Here is a 13,923-nt window from a genome sequence, read left to right as displayed (position 1 = left end):
CCCGAAGGCGCAACAGTACTGCGGCCCGGCCGCGGCGGCCCAACGCGGTGTGTCACAAGTACGTGATAAGGAGGGAAGCGTGACTGACTCCCCTTACTACCTGGCAGACGCCGACCGCTACGAGTCCATGGAGTACCGCCGCAGCGGCCACTCCGGCCTCAAGCTCCCCGCGCTCTCGCTGGGCCTCTGGCACAACTTCGGCGACGACCGCACCCTCGATTCGCAGCGCGCCATTCTGCGCCGGGCCTTCGATCTCGGTGTGACGCACTTCGACCTGGCGAACAACTACGGACCGCCGCCCGGGTCGGCCGAGCTGAACTTCGGCAAGATCTTCGCCCAGGATTTCGCCCCGTATCGCGATGAACTAGTTATTTCGACCAAAGCGGGCTATCTCATGCACCCCGGGCCGTACGGCGAGTGGGGTTCGCGGAAATACCTCCTGTCGTCGCTCGACGCGTCCCTGAAGCGGATGGGCCTCGACTATGTCGACATCTTCTACTCGCACCGCTTCGACCCGGAGACTCCGCTCGAGGAGACGATGGGAGCGCTCGCATCCGCCGTGCAGCAGGGCAAGGCGCTGTACGTGGGTGTGTCGTCGTACAACGCAGAGCAGACCGCGGAGGCGGCACGGCTGCTGAAGGAGATGGGCGTCCCGGCGCTCATCCACCAGCCCTCGTACTCGATGATCAACCGCTGGATCGAGAGCGACGGCCTGCTCGACACGCTGGAGGACGCCGGCATGGGCTGCATCTCCTTCGTGCCGCTCGCACAGGGCCTGCTCACCAACAAGTACCTCAAGGGCATCCCCGAGGGGTCGCGCGCGACACAGGGCAAGTCCCTGGACCCGAACCTGCTGTCCGACGAGGTCCTGCGGCGGCTGCAGGGGCTGAACGACATCGCGTCGCGGCGTGGCCAGTCGCTGGCGCAGCTGGCGATCTCCTGGGTGCTGCGGGACCCGCGGATGACGTCGGCGCTGATCGGCGCGTCGAGCGTGACGCAGCTGGAGGAGAACGTGGCGGCGCTGGCCGGGGCCCCTCTGACGGACGCGGAGCTGAGCGAGATCGACACCTTCGCGGTGGACACGCAGGGCACGAACATCTGGGCCAACCGGGGCTGACCCGTTCGCGGCGCGGACTGTTCGCGGACCTGGCCGGGGCGCGGACTGTTCGCGGACCTGGCCGGCGGAGAAACCGGCGGAGAAATAAAACGGGCCGGTCCGTGGGGGGGATACGGACCGGCCCGAGGGGGGGTTTCCACCATAACCCTTCGTAAGCGGTGGTGGGTGCCACGCCATGCCAGAAGTGTCCATCGAATTCCGCCGAGGTGGCGTGGAGCGTTGCGGCATCGGGCCTGCCAGGGCCGTGGCATACCTCCCACGGGGGACCCTGGCCGCGAGGCGCCGCATTGACGAACACAGTGACACAGCGTCAAGTGCTCGACAGAAGCCGCCATTGGGCGATAGCGGCCGGGATCTGACCTGGATGGCTCCTACGGTCGTTCCTATGACGAAGACGCCGGATGTGACATGGCCGCAGGCGAACGCACGGAGGCCGGCCCGCCAGGGCCTGTCCTCCCCCGGCTCCCACGACTCCCCCGCGGCCGTCGCCGGTGCGATGCTCGGCGCGCACGCGCAGGTCCTCTCCGCCGGTGAGCTGTCCATCGCCCTGCGGCTGCCTTACGGCACGACGCGGACGGACGTGCGCGAGGCACTGTGGACGGATCGCACCCTGGTGAAGACCTACGGCCCACGGGGCACCGTCCATCTGCTGCCCATGGCGGACCTGCCGATGTGGACGGGCGCACTGTCCGCCGTCCCGGCCGGGCCGGACCAGTGGCCCGAGCACGTACGGATGTCACCGGAGCAGACGGACGAGGTCGTCGCGGCCATCCGTGACGCCCTCACCGGCGCCGAGCTGACCATCGGCGAACTGACCGACGCGATCGTCGAGCGAACCGGCGCCTGGGCCGGGGACCGGGTGATGGAGGCCTTCCAGGACAAGTGGCCGCGCTGGCGACAGGTCACGCACACGGCCGCCCACCGCGGCGCCCTCGCCTTCGGCCCGAATCGCGGCCGCAACGTCACCTTCACCTGCCCCGCCGTCACACCGATGGACGAAAGCCTCGCGCTCGCGGAGCTCGTGCGGCGCTACCTGTACGCGTACGGCCCCGCCACCCCCGCGCACTTCGCCAGGTGGCTGGGCGTACCGAAGGCATGGGCCGGCGAGCAATTCGGAAAGTCGGCGGACGCCGGCGGGATCGAGGAGGTGGCTTTCGAAGGCACCCCGGCGTGGGTGGCGTCGGGCGACACCGTGTTCGAGGACGCCGATCCGCCCCGGGGAGTGCGCTTCCTCCCTTACTTCGACGCGTACGCGATCGCCTGCCGACCCCGGGAGCGCCTCTTCCCGGGCGCCGCAGCGACCCGGGCCCTCGCAGGCGGCCAGGCCGGGAACTACCCGGTGGTGCTGGTGGACGGGATCGTCGCGGGCGTCTGGCACCAGCGCCGCTCTGGCAGACGCCTCGTCATGACGGTCGAGCCGATCGGCAGTGCCTTGGACCGCCCGAGTGCCCGCAAGGATCTGACCGTCCAGGCCGACCGCGTCGCGGAAGCCCTGGAGGGGCGGGCGGAGCTGTCGGTGGGGCAGGTGACGGTGGGGCCTCACGCGTAGGGCGTCTCGATCAGGTCAGCTGGTCCGCAGGTGGCTGAAGCCCACCTCGAAACGCTCGACCGAGAGGATGCGCTCGCCTTCCCGCTGAGCGGTCTCCTCGCGGATGCGAGCCGCTTCACGCTCACTCGCCAGCATGGTCTCCTCGTCCTCCCACAAGGTCAGCGATCGCGCCTTCCCCGTGGCCCGGTCGACGAGGTAGTAGACGCCCAGGAAACCGGGCACCCCCTGGATCTGCCGCACGACCTCTTCCGACTGCGCACTCAGGTCTCCCTCAGGGGGTACGGGCGACCCCTGGTACGTACTCAGCCTCGCGAACATGTCGACGGTCCCTTCCCTGACCGGGCTGCCCTCGGTCGGGGAAGGGGCAGCTCCAGGACCAGGGTGCGCCCGGCGTCCCGCACGCCGCATCCGGAGTCACGCCGGCGGGGGGCGACGGCGGGGTCGAGGACGCCGCGCGGCCGTCCGTCTCAGGACGCCGACAGGGCGCCCAGCAGCACCCCCAGAAGGGCACCCGTGATCATGAACGGACCGAAGGGGATCGCCGTCCTGCGGCTCGCGCGGCGCAGCAGCATCAGGGTCAGGCCGTAGAGCGAGCCCAGCACGAACCCGGCGAACGCGCCCGCGAACAGGATCGTCCAGCCGTACCAGCCCAGCAACACCCCCAGAGACAAGGCGAGTTTGACGTCGCCGAAGCCCAGGCCGCCGGGGTTGATCAGGAAGAGGACGAAGTAAGCCGCGCCCAGGGCAAGGCCGCCCAGGAGGGCCGTCGGCCAGGAACCGCCGGCGCCGGGGGCGAGCGCGGCGAGGCCGAGGAACGAAGCGGAGGCACCCGCGAGGGGCAGCGTCAGCCGGTCGGGCAACCGGTGGACGTTGCGGTCGACGAGCGCGAGCAGCACCGCGAACGGGGTGCACAGCAGCCATACGGCCAGCTCCGGGCGCGCCCCCGTCGCCGCCGCCAACGCAACGCAGACGGCAGCGGTGACGGTGGGGACGAGTGCGGAGCGGCGGTACGGGATGGGCCGGCGCTCCCCGGTCTCCGATGACGTCGCGGACGAGGCGGTCCCCGGCGCCCGTACGCCCGCCACGCAGGCGCCGCACCGGGCCGTGCCCACCCAGCCGCCGGCCGGCCCCGTGATCGCATGTCCGCCGGGGCACTGTGCGCGCCAGGCCTCCTCCGGTTCGACGGACAGCCGGTACGCGGCACGGGGTATGAGCAGCCCGGTACCCGCACCCCACAGAGCGGCCACGGCGATCAGCATCACGTCCACGGGAGGAGCCTAGATCCTGGCCGGCAACCGGTCGTGGGACCGGTGGGTTCGGCACTACGGTCGGCACCATGGGCCCATGGCGCGATGGCACAGCCGAGTTGCTGATACCGGGACACGACGGCCCGGTGGCGTTGCAGATCGCCGCCTCGTCCCGGGCGCGTAGGCGTGGGCTGCTCGGCCGGGACGGTATCGACGGCGCGATCATGCTGACGCCGTGCGCCGGTGTGCACACCTTCCGGATGCGGTTCGCGATCGACGTGGCTTACCTGGACAAGGAGTTGCGCGTCGTCCATGTGCACACGATGCGTCCCGGGCGGCTCGGCCTGATCCGGCTGCGTGCCCGGCACGTACTGGAGGCGGAGGCCGGTGCGATGGCCGCGTGGGGCCTCGCACCCGGCGTGCGGGTGACGATCGGGACGCCGGGCAGGGACCACTAGGGGAGTTGCGCGCCCGGCACCACCTTGGCTCCCGGTCGGCCTACTCCCGCGGGAACGACACCTCCACACGGCGGTTCTTGCGGCGGCCCTCCTCCGAGGTGTTGCTCGCGATGGGATAGTCCTCGCCGTAACCACGGATTTCGTACGTGATGCCCTCGGCGCTCAGCTGATGGGACAGCACGCTGTGCACAGCATCCGCGCGCTTCTTGGACAGTTCGTCGCCGTGAGCCTCGGAGCCCAGGTCGTCGGTGAAGCCGAAGACGCGGACCTTCTTGGCGCCCTGCGTCCTGACCTCCGCGGCGATGGCGGAGATACGGGATGTCGCCTCGCCCGAGAGCTTGGCGCTGTCCTTGCCGAAGAGCACCTCGGCCTGAAGGGCGAACTTGATGTCGGAGTTCGTCTCCTCACGGCGTTCCTCGCCGCTGATGTCCTCCACGACCGACTTGATGTCGATCACCTTCGGCTCGGCGAGCGTCGCGCCCTCGGGGAGCTTCAGATCCGAGTCGTTGGCGTCGATCTTGACCGGCGCCTCGGCGGGCGGCGCCGCGTACGGGCCGTCGTCCGCGAGGGCGTCACCCGAGGCGAGGAGGCCGAGGGAGAGCGCGCCGGCAAGGACGACGGCGGTGGCGGTCCTGGATGCGGCGCTCATCAGGACAGCTCGATCGTGGTGCTGGGGAAGCCGGGGAACTGGAGGGCCAGCTCTGTGGTGTCGGCAGGCGGTGCGGGGAACTGGGCAAAGAAGGCGAGGGTGTCACCGGCCTTGATGAGATTGCCGTAGGCGTACGTCGTGAGCGGCCGGTTGTCGGTGTCACGCAACACGTAGTACCGCTTCTTGCCCTTCGAATCGACCAGTGTCATGGCGGCCAGCGAATTTCCCGTGGAAGCCACGGCCTGCTCCATGCCGTTCCAATTGACCGGAACGGTGAATCCGACCGAGCTGGTGTTCTTGAACTGGCCATCCACTGTGAGGAAACCGCCGTCATCGCGCCGAGCTGAGAAGACGGACATTTCAAGCCCCTTGTCCCCCTTCACCGTGGCGATGGGTTCGCTGGCTGTGCTGGGGGCTACCTCCGGTGCGGCGCTGCCCTTGTTTCCATCGCCGGGGCCGGAAGGAGCGGGCGAGGAAGATCTGGCCGAGTCCGTCCTTTCACCGTCTCCGCCGCACGCCGACAGAGAGAAGATCAAGGCTGCCGACAGCAAGACCGCCGACCTGCCCCGGCCCATGGTCCTCATGTGCCGCATGCTCATCAATCCTGTTCCTTTGCATTCATCGGGCTCAGTCCTCGGCCAGTCGGACGGTGAAGAGGTCTGCCATGTCGGGCAGTAGATCCAAATTCTCGGGGTCTATGACCCAGTCCTCGGAGTCGCAGCGCAGCGTGCCCGGGGACGGCTTCTGCTCCTCGTCCTCATCGCCCTCACCGGGCTCGGGGGCATCGCTCTCCTCGGGTGCGAAGGTGCAGCGCGGTTCGACGACTGCGGTGGCGGAGGCAGTGGCGTGTTTGTTCTCGGTTCCGTCGATGACACTGCTGCCCATCGACTCCCGGGACTCGACGTCGACGGTGAAGCCCCAACGGCCGTCGCTCAGCGGAACACAGTCCCTGGCCACGGCGTCGTTCCGGGCGGCGAAATCCACGGCCCTCATGCAGCCGTCCGGCATATCGGCCGGCACGTCGCTGTCGAAGATGACGTCAAGGTCGTCGAGGAGCTCCGCCAGGTCCAACTCGTCTCTGGATTCCTGGGCAGCGGCCAGCGCTGCGGCATCGGCTGCGGTCTGTGCGCCGTTGCGCGTCACGTCGGCCTGCCCGAAGGCGAGATACACGAGGACGAGGAAGAGCAGGCCGACCACCGCCGCCATGTACAACGGCGTCGCTTGGCCTCGGTCGTCAGACCCGGAGAGGATCAGCCCCCGCCGCCGGCACCGCCCCCACCGCCGAGCACCGAATTGATCTTCTCGCGGAAGGTGTTGGCAATGTCGTTGCCCACGTTCGTCTGCAGCAGCAGCACCACGATCGCCACCACCAGGATCGTGATCCCCACGTACTCGATCGACCCCTGCCCCCGGTCCCTGCGGAGCCTCATCGCGGTCACGACCCTGAGGCCGAAGTCCTTCATGGCGTACCCCTCGTTCCCCTTCGACGGACCGCTGGTTCATGTCGGTCCGGCCTCCCTCACCGCTGATCACTCCTTGGAGTCTCCCGGCTACACCCAGGCCTCCGGAGAGAATCTCCCACATTCGCTTGCTTGAGCGAAGAGTGTTGGGCGAATCACCCCTCAATCAACTCCCGAATATCGCGCCGAAGTCGACGTCCGCCGCGTAGTAGAAACCAGCCACGATCAGGATCATCGTTCCCGGCAGCATGAAGCTCGTGACGATCAGCGTCGCCTTCGGGACTGCCTTGGCCGCCTTGCGGCGGGCGTTCTGGGCGTCCGTCCTGCGCATGTCGTTGGCGATCTGGATCAGGGTGTCGACGATCGGGGCGCCCAGTTCCTCGCCTTGTTGGAGCGCGGAGACGAACATGGACACCTGGTCCGACTCGTTGCGTCGGCGCAGGTGTTCGAAGGCCTCGCGGCGGCCCATGCCCATGTCCATCTGGCGGAGGGTGATGCGCAGTTCGTCGGACCAGGGGCCGTCGTACTTCTCCGCGACGCGTTCCAGGGCCTGGCGGAAGCCGAGGCCGGCCGAGACGACGACCGCGAGGACGTCGAGGAAGTCCGGAAGTGTGCGCTCGATGTCGTCGCGGCGGCGGGCGATGGCGGCTCGTAGCAGGACGTCCGTCCAGAACAGGCCGTAGAGAAGGAACAGCACGGCGAAGACGGCGCGGCCGTTCATCAGCATGCCGAAGGCGACGAGGGTGCCGAGGCCGCCGTAGACGGCGCGGCGGGCGGCGTAGCGGTCGACGGTCAGGCCACCGGGGTTGCCCGCCATGTCGAGTCTGCGGCGGACGCGGTCGACCCGGCGCGGGCCCATCAGGCGCAGGACGGAGGGGGCCCAGCGCACGCCCAGGCGGTCGATGGCCATGCCGGGGTAGCTGGTTCGGGTCGCGCCGACCTCCAGGGCGACGGCGAGGTCGCCCGGCAGTTTGGCCTCGGCCCGGTACATGCGGATGCCGTGGAAGACTCCGCAGACGGCCAGGCCGAGCACGGCGGCCAGGGCGAGTCCCAGCATGTGTGCCTCCCTCCAGGTGGGTCGGGTCTCGGGCGTCAGATGCGGACGCGGGTGAGTCGGTTGATGAGGACGAAGCCCAGTGCGTACAGGCCGGCGGCGATCAGCACGGCGATCCGGCCGCCCAGCGCGCTCGTCATCTCGTCGAGGGCGCCGTCGCGCATGCCGTTGATGATCAGCAGGAAGCCCATGCCCAGCACCGGAACGGCCACCGCCGTGACCTTGACCTGGGAGAGCAGGGTGGTGACCTCGCGCCGGGTCTCCTTGCGCTCTTCCAGGGTCTCCGTGAGGTTGCGCAGGGAGGTGACGATGGTGCCGCCTGCCCGGTTGGAGAGGATCAGGGTGGTGACGAGGACGGTGAGTTCGCGGGAGGGCAGGCGTTCGACGAGTTCGCCGAGCGCGTCGTCGAGGGAGCGGCCGAGCGCCAGTTGGTCGGCCACCCTGCGCAGTTCCTCGCGTGCCGGGTCGTCGAGTTCCTCGACGGCCATGCCGATCGCGGTGCGCAGGGCGAGACCGGCCTGGGTGGCGTTGGCCAGGACGCGGGTCAGTTCCGGCAGCTGGTTGATGAAGGCCTCGGTGCGCTTGATGCGCTGCCAGTTGAGGAATCCGTTCGCGCCCCAGAGGCCGATGAGGACCGCCAGGACGCCGAAGAACGGTGCGAAGACGGCGCTCATCAGGCCGTAGAGAGCGATCAGGGCGGCTGCCGCGTAGATGGCGTACTCGCCGGCGGTGAGGTCGAGGCCGGTCGCCGAGAGGCTCCGTTCGATACGCCTGCCGAGGCGGGTACGCCGCAGTCTGCGGTCGAGTGACGCGAATCGGCGCCGTCGGCCGCTCTCGATCGCGAGCGGCCCGGTCTGCGCCATGCGGTCCACGAGGGCCTGCCGCTGTGCCTGTCCGGCCGACCACGCGCGTACGCCAAGGACGGCGAGTACGCAGCCGAGCAGCGTGACGCCGAGTGTCAGGAGAGGGAGGTTCATCGTGGTCCCTCGCTCTCCCGCGGGTCGGAGCTCCGACGCGGGTCGGGGACGGGGCTCAGGCCCGGCGGCGTGCGGGTGGCGAGCTGCAGCGGGGAGTCGGCCACCCCGAAAGCGGGTGGGATCGCCTCGCCGGCCATGTAGAGGCGCTCCGCGACACGGCGGGGCAGCGGCCAGTACCGGAACTGCCCGTGCACCCGGCCGTCGCCGGACGGCGGTTCCGCCTCGAAGCGGCAGACGGTCACGAAGCGGTAGTCCTCGCGGCCGTACGAGTCGACGACCGCGATCTCGGTGATCTTGCGGGCTCCGTCTGCGTGCCGGGTCAGCTGGACGATGACGTCGACGGCGCTGTTGATCTGGTCGTGGATGGCGACGAACGGCAGCTCGACCTCGGACATGGAGCTCAGCGTCTGGAGCCGCATCAGCGCGTCCTCCGCGCTGTTGGCGTGGACGGTGGCCAGCGACCCGTCGTGGCCGGTCGACATGGCCTGGAGCATGTCGAGGGTCTCGCCGCCGCGGACCTCGCCGACGATGATGCGGTCGGGCCGCATGCGCAGGGAGTTGCGCACGAGGTCGCGGATGGTGATCCGGCCCTTGCCCTCGACGTTGGCCGGGCGGGCCTCCAGGGTGATGACATGGGTCTGCTGGAGCTGGAGCTCCGCCGAGTCCTCGATGGTGACGATGCGTTCGCCGTCCGGGATGAGCCCGGACAGGGCGTTGAGGAGCGTGGTCTTCCCGGTGCCCGTTGCGCCGGAGACGATCACATTGAACTTGGCGCGCACCAGACCCGCGAGCAGCATCAGGATGTGCTCGTCGAGGGTGCCGAGGCCGATCATCTCCTGGAGGGTGAAGGCACGCGGGAAACGGCGGATGGTGAGGATCGGGCCGGTCAGGGAGAGCGGCGGGATGATGACGTTGACGCGTTCGCCGGTCGGCAGGCGGGCGTCGACCATCGGATTCGCCTCGTCGACTCGGCGGTTGACGGTGGAGACGATGCGCTCGATGGTCTGCATCAGCTGCTCGGTGGAGGAGAAGCGCAGCGGCAGCATTTCCAGCCGGCCGGCCCGTTCGACGAAGACCTGCTCGGGGCCGTTGACCATGATCTCGCTGATCGACGCGTCCTCGAGGAGCGGTTCGAGGATGCCGAGGCCGAGCGCCTCGTCGACGACCCGGCGGATGAGGTGCGCGCGTTCGCCCGTGGACAGGACCGGGCCCTCGCGGCTGATGATGTGGCCGAGTACGCGCTCCAGGCGGGCACGGCGCTCGTCCGCGGCGAGGGTCGACATCTCGGCGAGGTCGATCTCCTCGAGGAGCTTGGCGCGGTAGGTGCCGACGAGCCGGCTCTCCTCGCTCCGGTCGTTCGTCGGCCCGGGGCCTTCGATGCGCTGCATGCGTGCCCGCAGGCTCATCGCGTCAACTCCTCGTCGAGGGGCATCGTGGCGCTCTTGGTGACGGAGCCGAAGCGGATACCGGGGACCACGCTCGGGATGACGACGGTGGCGTCGGCGGTGACCGCGTCGCCTTCGGAGCGGGCGCTGATCTCGGCCTCGAGCCACGAGCTGAGCGCTTGCCGGCCGGCGGCCCGTGGGCTCGTCGTCGCCTCGTCCTGCGTCGCCACCCGCGCCGCCGCCCGCGCCGCCGTACCCGCCTGCTGGGCCGCGTACACGGCGAGGCCGACCTGCACCGCGATCGTCATGACGAAGAGGAGCAGGAACAGCCAGCCGCCGTACTCGATCACCGTCTGGCCGCGGTCGTCGCGTATCGCCGCACGCTTCCCCGTACGCACTTCCTCATGGGGCGTCGTACGCGCTTCCTCATGAGGCGTCGTACGCGCTTTCTCATGGGGCGTCATGGGCCGTCCCTCCGCTCGGTCGCCGCGGCCGCCCGGCCCTCGACCGTGATCGGCAGGTTGACGCCCGGGAACAGCAGCGGCACGTCGAGGGCGACCTCCGCCGTGTACAGGTCGCCGGCCGGTCCGCAGTCGACCGTGGCCGACCATCCGCCCGTCACGTCCTCCTGCGCGGCCTGCGCGCACGCCGCCGCGCCGCCCCCGTCCGCGCGCGCCCCGGCAGCGACCGCCTTGTCCGCCGCGTTCCCCGCCAGGACGAAGGTGTAGCCGACCAGGGCCGACTGCCACAGCACGGCGAGCGTCACCAGGATGATCGGCACCATCCCGGTGAACTCGATGACCGACTGGCCCCTGTCCCCCCACCGGCGGCGGTTCATTTCGCACGCCCGTGCCGCCGGCCGCCACCGAAGCGGCCGCCGTTCGCCCTGGCGTCCCCGGGCGGGTCCTTCACCAGCCCCAGCTCGCCCGCCAGCCCCCACAGGGCCTGCTTGACCGTGGACTTGGCCTCGAGGTCCTGCATGCGGCCCGCGTCGACGACGCCCTGCAACTCCTTGAAGTTCGCCGGGACCGCGGAGCGCGCCACTCTGGTGGCGGTGATCTTCGAGATCAGCGCGGGCTGGATCTCCGTGCCGCGCGTATGGCGGTTGACGACCGTGACGGTCTCCTCCGCCTTGCGGATCTGCAGCCTGTCCCAGAGCCGCACCATCCGTTTGGTGGCCCGCACGGTCACCACGTCGGGGGTGGTGAGGAGCAGCGTCGTGTCGGCCAGCTCGATGGCGGCTGCGTTGGCCGTGCTCATGTGCGTGCCGCAGTCGACGACGACGACCTCGTACCGCTGCCGCAGCGCCCCGACGGTCTGCCGGACCAGCCGGTCGCTGACGTCCTCGGCCCGCTCACCCTCCGCCGGGGCGAGCAGCAGTGCCACGCCTGTCTCGTGGTTGAAGACGGCGTCCTGCAGGACTCGGGGGCTGATGTCCTGGATGGCGGCGAGGTCCACGAGGGAACGCCGGAACTGCACGTCCAGGTAGGAGGCGACGTCGCCGCCCTGGAGGTCGAGGTCGACGAGGGCGACGGAGTGGCCGGAGGCCGCCGACGCCAGGGCGAGCTGGATCGCGGTGACCGTCGTACCGACGCCGCCCTTGGCGCCGCTCACGGTGACGACGGTGCCGCCGGGCCCGCCATACGGGGCCTCGGGCCCGTGGCCGAGGTGCCGTCGTACGCCCGCCGCCCAGCCGGCTGCCCCCTGAACGCGCTGTGCCAGTTCCTCGTAGGTGAGGGGGAGTCCGACGAGGCCGCGGGCGCCGGAGTCCATGGCCGCCGAGTACAGCCCGGGGCTGGTGTCGGCGGTGACGAGGACGACGCCGACGGCGGGGAAGCGCAGGGCCACCTCCCGGATGAGCTCCAGGGCCGGTACGGGCCCGACGAGTTCGTGGACCAGTACGACCTCGGGGAGTTCGTCGAGCGACTGGGCGGCGAGCCGGGCGAGCATGTCGACGAGCGAGGTGGAGTCGCCGACAGGTGGCGCCGGTTCGGCGTCGGGGAGCCGGCCGAGGAGGTCGGTGAGGGACCGGGCGGCGTCGGGATCGCCGACGGCGGGGAGGATACGGGTTGTCATCCGGCCCTCACTTGTTCTTGTCTTCTGAGAGGTCGTAGCTGCCGTCGCCTGGCCGCAGGGTGGTGGGGCTGCCGTCGGGCAGGAGCGCGAGGCGCACGTGCTCGGCGAAGGATTCGGCGTAGGCGACGCGCTGGGCGTCGGCCGTGTTCAGCGCGAACGTGATGGGGACCGCCTCCCTGGGGCCGTTCGCGCGGTCACCGCTCTTGCGGTCGAGGGCGGTCAGTTCGCCGACGTCGATGACTTTCGCGTTGGCGACGATGAGCCGGGACTGGTCGGTGGCGGAGTCGTTCTGCGCGGCGAAGGTGGCGAAGATGTTGACCAGGTTGCCGGGGCGGATCTTTCCGGCCACACCGGTGGCCGCGTCGATCATGATGGCGATCTCCTGCTGGCCGCTCTCGAGCCGCGGCTTCTGCACGATCATGTCGCTCTGGAGCAGCGACCCGGTGCGCAGCTCGGTGACGGCGATCTTCCCGTCCAGTACGCCGAGGTCGGTCACCGCGCTGCGCGACAGCCAGCGTTCGGGCATGGAGACCTTCTCGAACTGGTCCGCCTCGAGCGGTGTGTACGGGGCTATGTCCGCCTTGACGCGGTAGGCGGTGACCTCGGGGCCGACCTTGGAATTCACGTCGGCCACCACCGTGAGCACACCGGCGAACGCGGCGATGCCGCAGACGAGCGAGAGAAGTAGCAGAAGAACACCGCGGCGCTGCCGTGAATTCATGGGCGGGACTACCTCGTTCGAAGGCGTGGGACGGGTCGTGGTGCGGAACGTGTGGTGGCGCGGGGACGGACGGTGCTCACGGCATACGGGGCCCGGTCACGGCCCCGCGGTCAGGGCCCTGGTCGCCGCGGTGCGGCTCGAGGCGGCCGTCAGGGGTGCCGAGCAGAAGCCGCAGCGGTCACCGATCAGTGGGATGCCGCACCATGTGCACACCTCTCGCCGTACGGAAGCGACCAGTTGGTAGAGGACGGAGATGTCCGGGAGGTAGGCGGCGAACTCGATCAGCCGGGCCGTCCCCCACCAACGCGGGGAGTCGGCCGGCAGCGGGGCCTCGTGCACGTGCTGGATCCGCCAGGCCGGTGCGAGGGTGTCGGTCACCCACTCGGACTGGAGCTGCCCCCGTGCGACGATCAGCCGGGTGGCGAAGTCGGGGCCCGCGAGTTCGCCGCTGCCGAGCCTGATCAGCTGGGGTTTCGGGTTGGCCACCACGCCGAACTGGGTGCCGGGAATCCATGACTTGGCGTGGGCCTTGAGGCTCACGTCGATCCGGTCGAGCCTGGCGACGGAGCCGAGGAGGGCGCCGGCGTGGACGTAGTGGGACAGCAGCCGGGCGGCGGAGGCGACGATCCCGGCACTGAAGTCGCAGATCGACAGCTGCCGCATCTGCCGCGCCAGTACGGCCACGCCGAGCGGCGGCAGGTCGAGTTCGAGGAGGGCTATCCGGTCGCTCTCCAGCATGGCGCGGATCGCGTACAGCCGCTGCTCGTGGGCGGCGGGGAGGCAGGCCGGGTAGAGCACGACGACGTAGCCGTGGTGGTCGAGCAGCATGGTCATCTCGTCGAGCGCCGCGTCGAGGGGCTGGGCGTCCGGGGAGTGGATCAGGGCGGCAGTGGGTGTCTGGTGATCCGTCGGCGGTAGCACCAGGTCGGCGCTGGTGACTGCTATTGCGGTCGGCACGCTCGTTCCCCGTTCAGCTCCGGACACCGGGGCGTCCGGCGGCCGCAGATCCCTACTGCTCCGTGCTCGTACAGTTCCGTGCTCGCTACTCCGTGTTTCTGCATGAGCACTCTAACCACGACAGCCCAGGCAGAGAACACCGTGCCGAGGACCAATCACCGCCAGAGGTCTTGACAACCAGATTGGTCTGGACCAGCTTTACGCCCAACGGTGGCCACCGTCCGCGACACCCCCGCCCGATCTCGTCCCCACCCCCCAACTCCCCCACCGGAG

At 69.9% G+C, this 13,923-nt stretch carries 18 protein-coding genes; 4 read left to right on the top strand and 14 right to left on the bottom strand.

Features of this window, described 5'->3' with window-relative positions; genetic code table 11:
- Window positions 1-79: 79 nt before the first annotated feature.
- Together mgrA and ACIQ7Q_RS02560 are read left to right on the top strand one after the other, a co-directional pair.
- Window positions 80-1,117, top strand: a complete 1,038-nt coding sequence (mgrA, locus tag ACIQ7Q_RS02565) for an L-glyceraldehyde 3-phosphate reductase (RefSeq protein ID WP_403855470.1) — start codon at window positions 80-82, stop codon at window positions 1,115-1,117.
- Window positions 1,118-1,502: 385 nt separating this feature from the next.
- A complete protein-coding gene (locus tag ACIQ7Q_RS02560; protein WP_403855468.1) occupies window positions 1,503-2,666 on the top strand; it encodes a winged helix DNA-binding domain-containing protein in 1,164 nt (387 codons plus the stop codon).
- Window positions 2,667-2,681: 15 nt separating this feature from the next.
- Here the strand turns inward: ACIQ7Q_RS02560 and ACIQ7Q_RS02555 are convergent, their stop codons facing one another.
- Window positions 2,682-2,984 (bottom strand): hypothetical protein, encoded by a 303-nt coding sequence (locus ACIQ7Q_RS02555; RefSeq protein WP_403855466.1) that lies wholly within the window; start codon window positions 2,982-2,984, stop codon window positions 2,682-2,684.
- Between the two features lie 149 nt (window positions 2,985-3,133).
- Window positions 3,134-3,934 carry a prepilin peptidase gene (locus tag ACIQ7Q_RS02550; RefSeq protein WP_403855464.1) on the bottom strand — a complete coding sequence of 267 codons (801 nt, stop codon included), beginning with the start codon at window positions 3,932-3,934 and terminating at the stop codon, window positions 3,134-3,136.
- 68 nt (window positions 3,935-4,002) lie between these two features.
- Here ACIQ7Q_RS02550 and ACIQ7Q_RS02545 point away from each other — a divergent pair, with 68 nt between their 5' ends.
- Window positions 4,003-4,371, top strand: a complete 369-nt coding sequence (locus ACIQ7Q_RS02545) for a DUF192 domain-containing protein (RefSeq protein ID WP_403855462.1) — start codon at window positions 4,003-4,005, stop codon at window positions 4,369-4,371.
- A 40-nt stretch (window positions 4,372-4,411) separates the two neighbouring features.
- Here ACIQ7Q_RS02545 and ACIQ7Q_RS02540 read toward each other — a convergent pair whose 3' ends face one another.
- Both ACIQ7Q_RS02540 and ACIQ7Q_RS02535 read right to left on the bottom strand, forming a co-directional pair.
- Window positions 4,412-5,020 (bottom strand): OmpA family protein, encoded by a 609-nt coding sequence (locus tag ACIQ7Q_RS02540; RefSeq protein WP_403855460.1) that lies wholly within the window; start codon window positions 5,018-5,020, stop codon window positions 4,412-4,414.
- Window positions 5,020-5,229, bottom strand: coding sequence for a hypothetical protein (locus ACIQ7Q_RS02535; RefSeq protein WP_403855458.1), 210 nt, complete (start codon window positions 5,227-5,229; stop codon window positions 5,020-5,022). Before ACIQ7Q_RS02535 ends, ACIQ7Q_RS02540 begins: the two co-directional genes overlap by 1 nt.
- Between ACIQ7Q_RS02535 and ACIQ7Q_RS02530 the strand changes: the two genes are divergently transcribed.
- Window positions 5,228-5,698: a hypothetical protein gene (locus ACIQ7Q_RS02530; RefSeq protein ID WP_403855456.1), complete on the top strand. Its 471-nt coding sequence runs from the start codon at window positions 5,228-5,230 to the stop codon at window positions 5,696-5,698. The two genes, ACIQ7Q_RS02535 and ACIQ7Q_RS02530, sit on opposite strands and share 2 nt — an antisense overlap.
- Here ACIQ7Q_RS02530 and ACIQ7Q_RS02525 read toward each other — a convergent pair.
- The 10 genes from ACIQ7Q_RS02525 to ACIQ7Q_RS02480 form a co-directional block, all read right to left on the bottom strand.
- Entirely contained in the window at window positions 5,648-6,271 is a 624-nt protein-coding gene (locus ACIQ7Q_RS02525) for a pilus assembly protein TadG-related protein (protein WP_403856399.1), read from the bottom strand. The two genes, ACIQ7Q_RS02530 and ACIQ7Q_RS02525, sit on opposite strands and share 51 nt — an antisense overlap.
- Window positions 6,271-6,483 (bottom strand): hypothetical protein, encoded by a 213-nt coding sequence (locus ACIQ7Q_RS02520; RefSeq protein ID WP_403856397.1) that lies wholly within the window; start codon window positions 6,481-6,483, stop codon window positions 6,271-6,273. The genes ACIQ7Q_RS02525 and ACIQ7Q_RS02520 overlap by 1 nt, the downstream gene beginning before the upstream one ends.
- A gap of 163 nt (window positions 6,484-6,646) precedes the next feature.
- Window positions 6,647-7,534, bottom strand: coding sequence for a DUF5936 domain-containing protein (locus ACIQ7Q_RS02515; RefSeq protein WP_403856395.1), 888 nt, complete (start codon window positions 7,532-7,534; stop codon window positions 6,647-6,649).
- Between the two features lie 38 nt (window positions 7,535-7,572).
- On the bottom strand, window positions 7,573-8,511 hold the full coding sequence (locus tag ACIQ7Q_RS02510; RefSeq protein ID WP_403855454.1) for a type II secretion system F family protein: 939 nt from the start codon (window positions 8,509-8,511) through the stop codon (window positions 7,573-7,575).
- The gene (locus ACIQ7Q_RS02505; protein WP_403855452.1) at window positions 8,508-9,917 is read right to left on the bottom strand and encodes a CpaF family protein; all 1,410 of its coding nucleotides are present in this window, start codon (window positions 9,915-9,917) and stop codon (window positions 8,508-8,510) included. The genes ACIQ7Q_RS02510 and ACIQ7Q_RS02505 overlap by 4 nt, the downstream gene beginning before the upstream one ends.
- Window positions 9,914-10,360, bottom strand: a complete 447-nt coding sequence (locus ACIQ7Q_RS02500; protein WP_403855450.1) for a TadE/TadG family type IV pilus assembly protein — start codon at window positions 10,358-10,360, stop codon at window positions 9,914-9,916. The genes ACIQ7Q_RS02505 and ACIQ7Q_RS02500 overlap by 4 nt, the downstream gene beginning before the upstream one ends.
- Window positions 10,357-10,734 (bottom strand): pilus assembly protein, encoded by a 378-nt coding sequence (locus tag ACIQ7Q_RS02495; protein ID WP_403855448.1) that lies wholly within the window; start codon window positions 10,732-10,734, stop codon window positions 10,357-10,359. Before ACIQ7Q_RS02495 ends, ACIQ7Q_RS02500 begins: the two co-directional genes overlap by 4 nt.
- Complete coding sequence (locus ACIQ7Q_RS02490) at window positions 10,731-11,972, bottom strand: CpaE family protein (RefSeq protein ID WP_403855446.1); 1,242 nt, start codon at window positions 11,970-11,972, stop codon at window positions 10,731-10,733. The genes ACIQ7Q_RS02495 and ACIQ7Q_RS02490 overlap by 4 nt, the downstream gene beginning before the upstream one ends.
- Window positions 11,973-11,979: 7 nt before the next feature.
- Window positions 11,980-12,693, bottom strand: coding sequence for a Flp pilus assembly protein CpaB (gene cpaB, locus ACIQ7Q_RS02485; RefSeq protein WP_403855444.1), 714 nt, complete (start codon window positions 12,691-12,693; stop codon window positions 11,980-11,982).
- A gap of 96 nt (window positions 12,694-12,789) precedes the next feature.
- Window positions 12,790-13,650: a hypothetical protein gene (locus tag ACIQ7Q_RS02480; RefSeq protein WP_403855442.1), complete on the bottom strand. Its 861-nt coding sequence runs from the start codon at window positions 13,648-13,650 to the stop codon at window positions 12,790-12,792.
- Between the last annotated feature and the right edge of the window lie 273 nt (window positions 13,651-13,923).

Origin of the sequence: Streptomyces sp. NPDC096176 (assembly GCF_044763255.1) — a bacterium.
Lineage (GTDB): Bacteria > Actinomycetota > Actinomycetes > Streptomycetales > Streptomycetaceae > Streptomyces.
Note: the sequence above shows the minus strand (reverse complement) of the source record. Positions and strands in the feature narration are given on the sequence as shown.

Excerpts from the sequence above, each read along its gene's own strand:
- ACIQ7Q_RS02560 (WP_403855468.1), top strand. The coding sequence starts at position 1,503 with ATGACGAAGACGCCGGATGTGACATGGCCGCAGGCGAACGCACGGAGG.
- ACIQ7Q_RS02555 (WP_403855466.1), bottom strand. The coding sequence starts at position 2,984 with ATGTTCGCGAGGCTGAGTACGTACCAGGGGTCGCCCGTACCCCCTGAG.
- ACIQ7Q_RS02545 (WP_403855462.1), top strand. The coding sequence starts at position 4,003 with ATGGGCCCATGGCGCGATGGCACAGCCGAGTTGCTGATACCGGGACAC.
- ACIQ7Q_RS02540 (WP_403855460.1), bottom strand. The coding sequence starts at position 5,020 with ATGAGCGCCGCATCCAGGACCGCCACCGCCGTCGTCCTTGCCGGCGCG.
- ACIQ7Q_RS02530 (WP_403855456.1), top strand. The coding sequence starts at position 5,228 with ATGGCGGCCAGCGAATTTCCCGTGGAAGCCACGGCCTGCTCCATGCCG.
- ACIQ7Q_RS02535 (WP_403855458.1), bottom strand. The coding sequence starts at position 5,229 with ATGACACTGGTCGATTCGAAGGGCAAGAAGCGGTACTACGTGTTGCGT.
- ACIQ7Q_RS02520 (WP_403856397.1), bottom strand. The coding sequence starts at position 6,483 with ATGAAGGACTTCGGCCTCAGGGTCGTGACCGCGATGAGGCTCCGCAGG.
- ACIQ7Q_RS02510 (WP_403855454.1), bottom strand. The coding sequence starts at position 8,511 with ATGAACCTCCCTCTCCTGACACTCGGCGTCACGCTGCTCGGCTGCGTA.
- ACIQ7Q_RS02505 (WP_403855452.1), bottom strand. The coding sequence starts at position 9,917 with ATGAGCCTGCGGGCACGCATGCAGCGCATCGAAGGCCCCGGGCCGACG.
- ACIQ7Q_RS02500 (WP_403855450.1), bottom strand. The coding sequence starts at position 10,360 with ATGACGCCCCATGAGAAAGCGCGTACGACGCCTCATGAGGAAGCGCGT.
- ACIQ7Q_RS02495 (WP_403855448.1), bottom strand. The coding sequence starts at position 10,734 with ATGAACCGCCGCCGGTGGGGGGACAGGGGCCAGTCGGTCATCGAGTTC.
- ACIQ7Q_RS02490 (WP_403855446.1), bottom strand. The coding sequence starts at position 11,972 with ATGACAACCCGTATCCTCCCCGCCGTCGGCGATCCCGACGCCGCCCGG.
- cpaB (WP_403855444.1), bottom strand. The coding sequence starts at position 12,693 with ATGAATTCACGGCAGCGCCGCGGTGTTCTTCTGCTACTTCTCTCGCTC.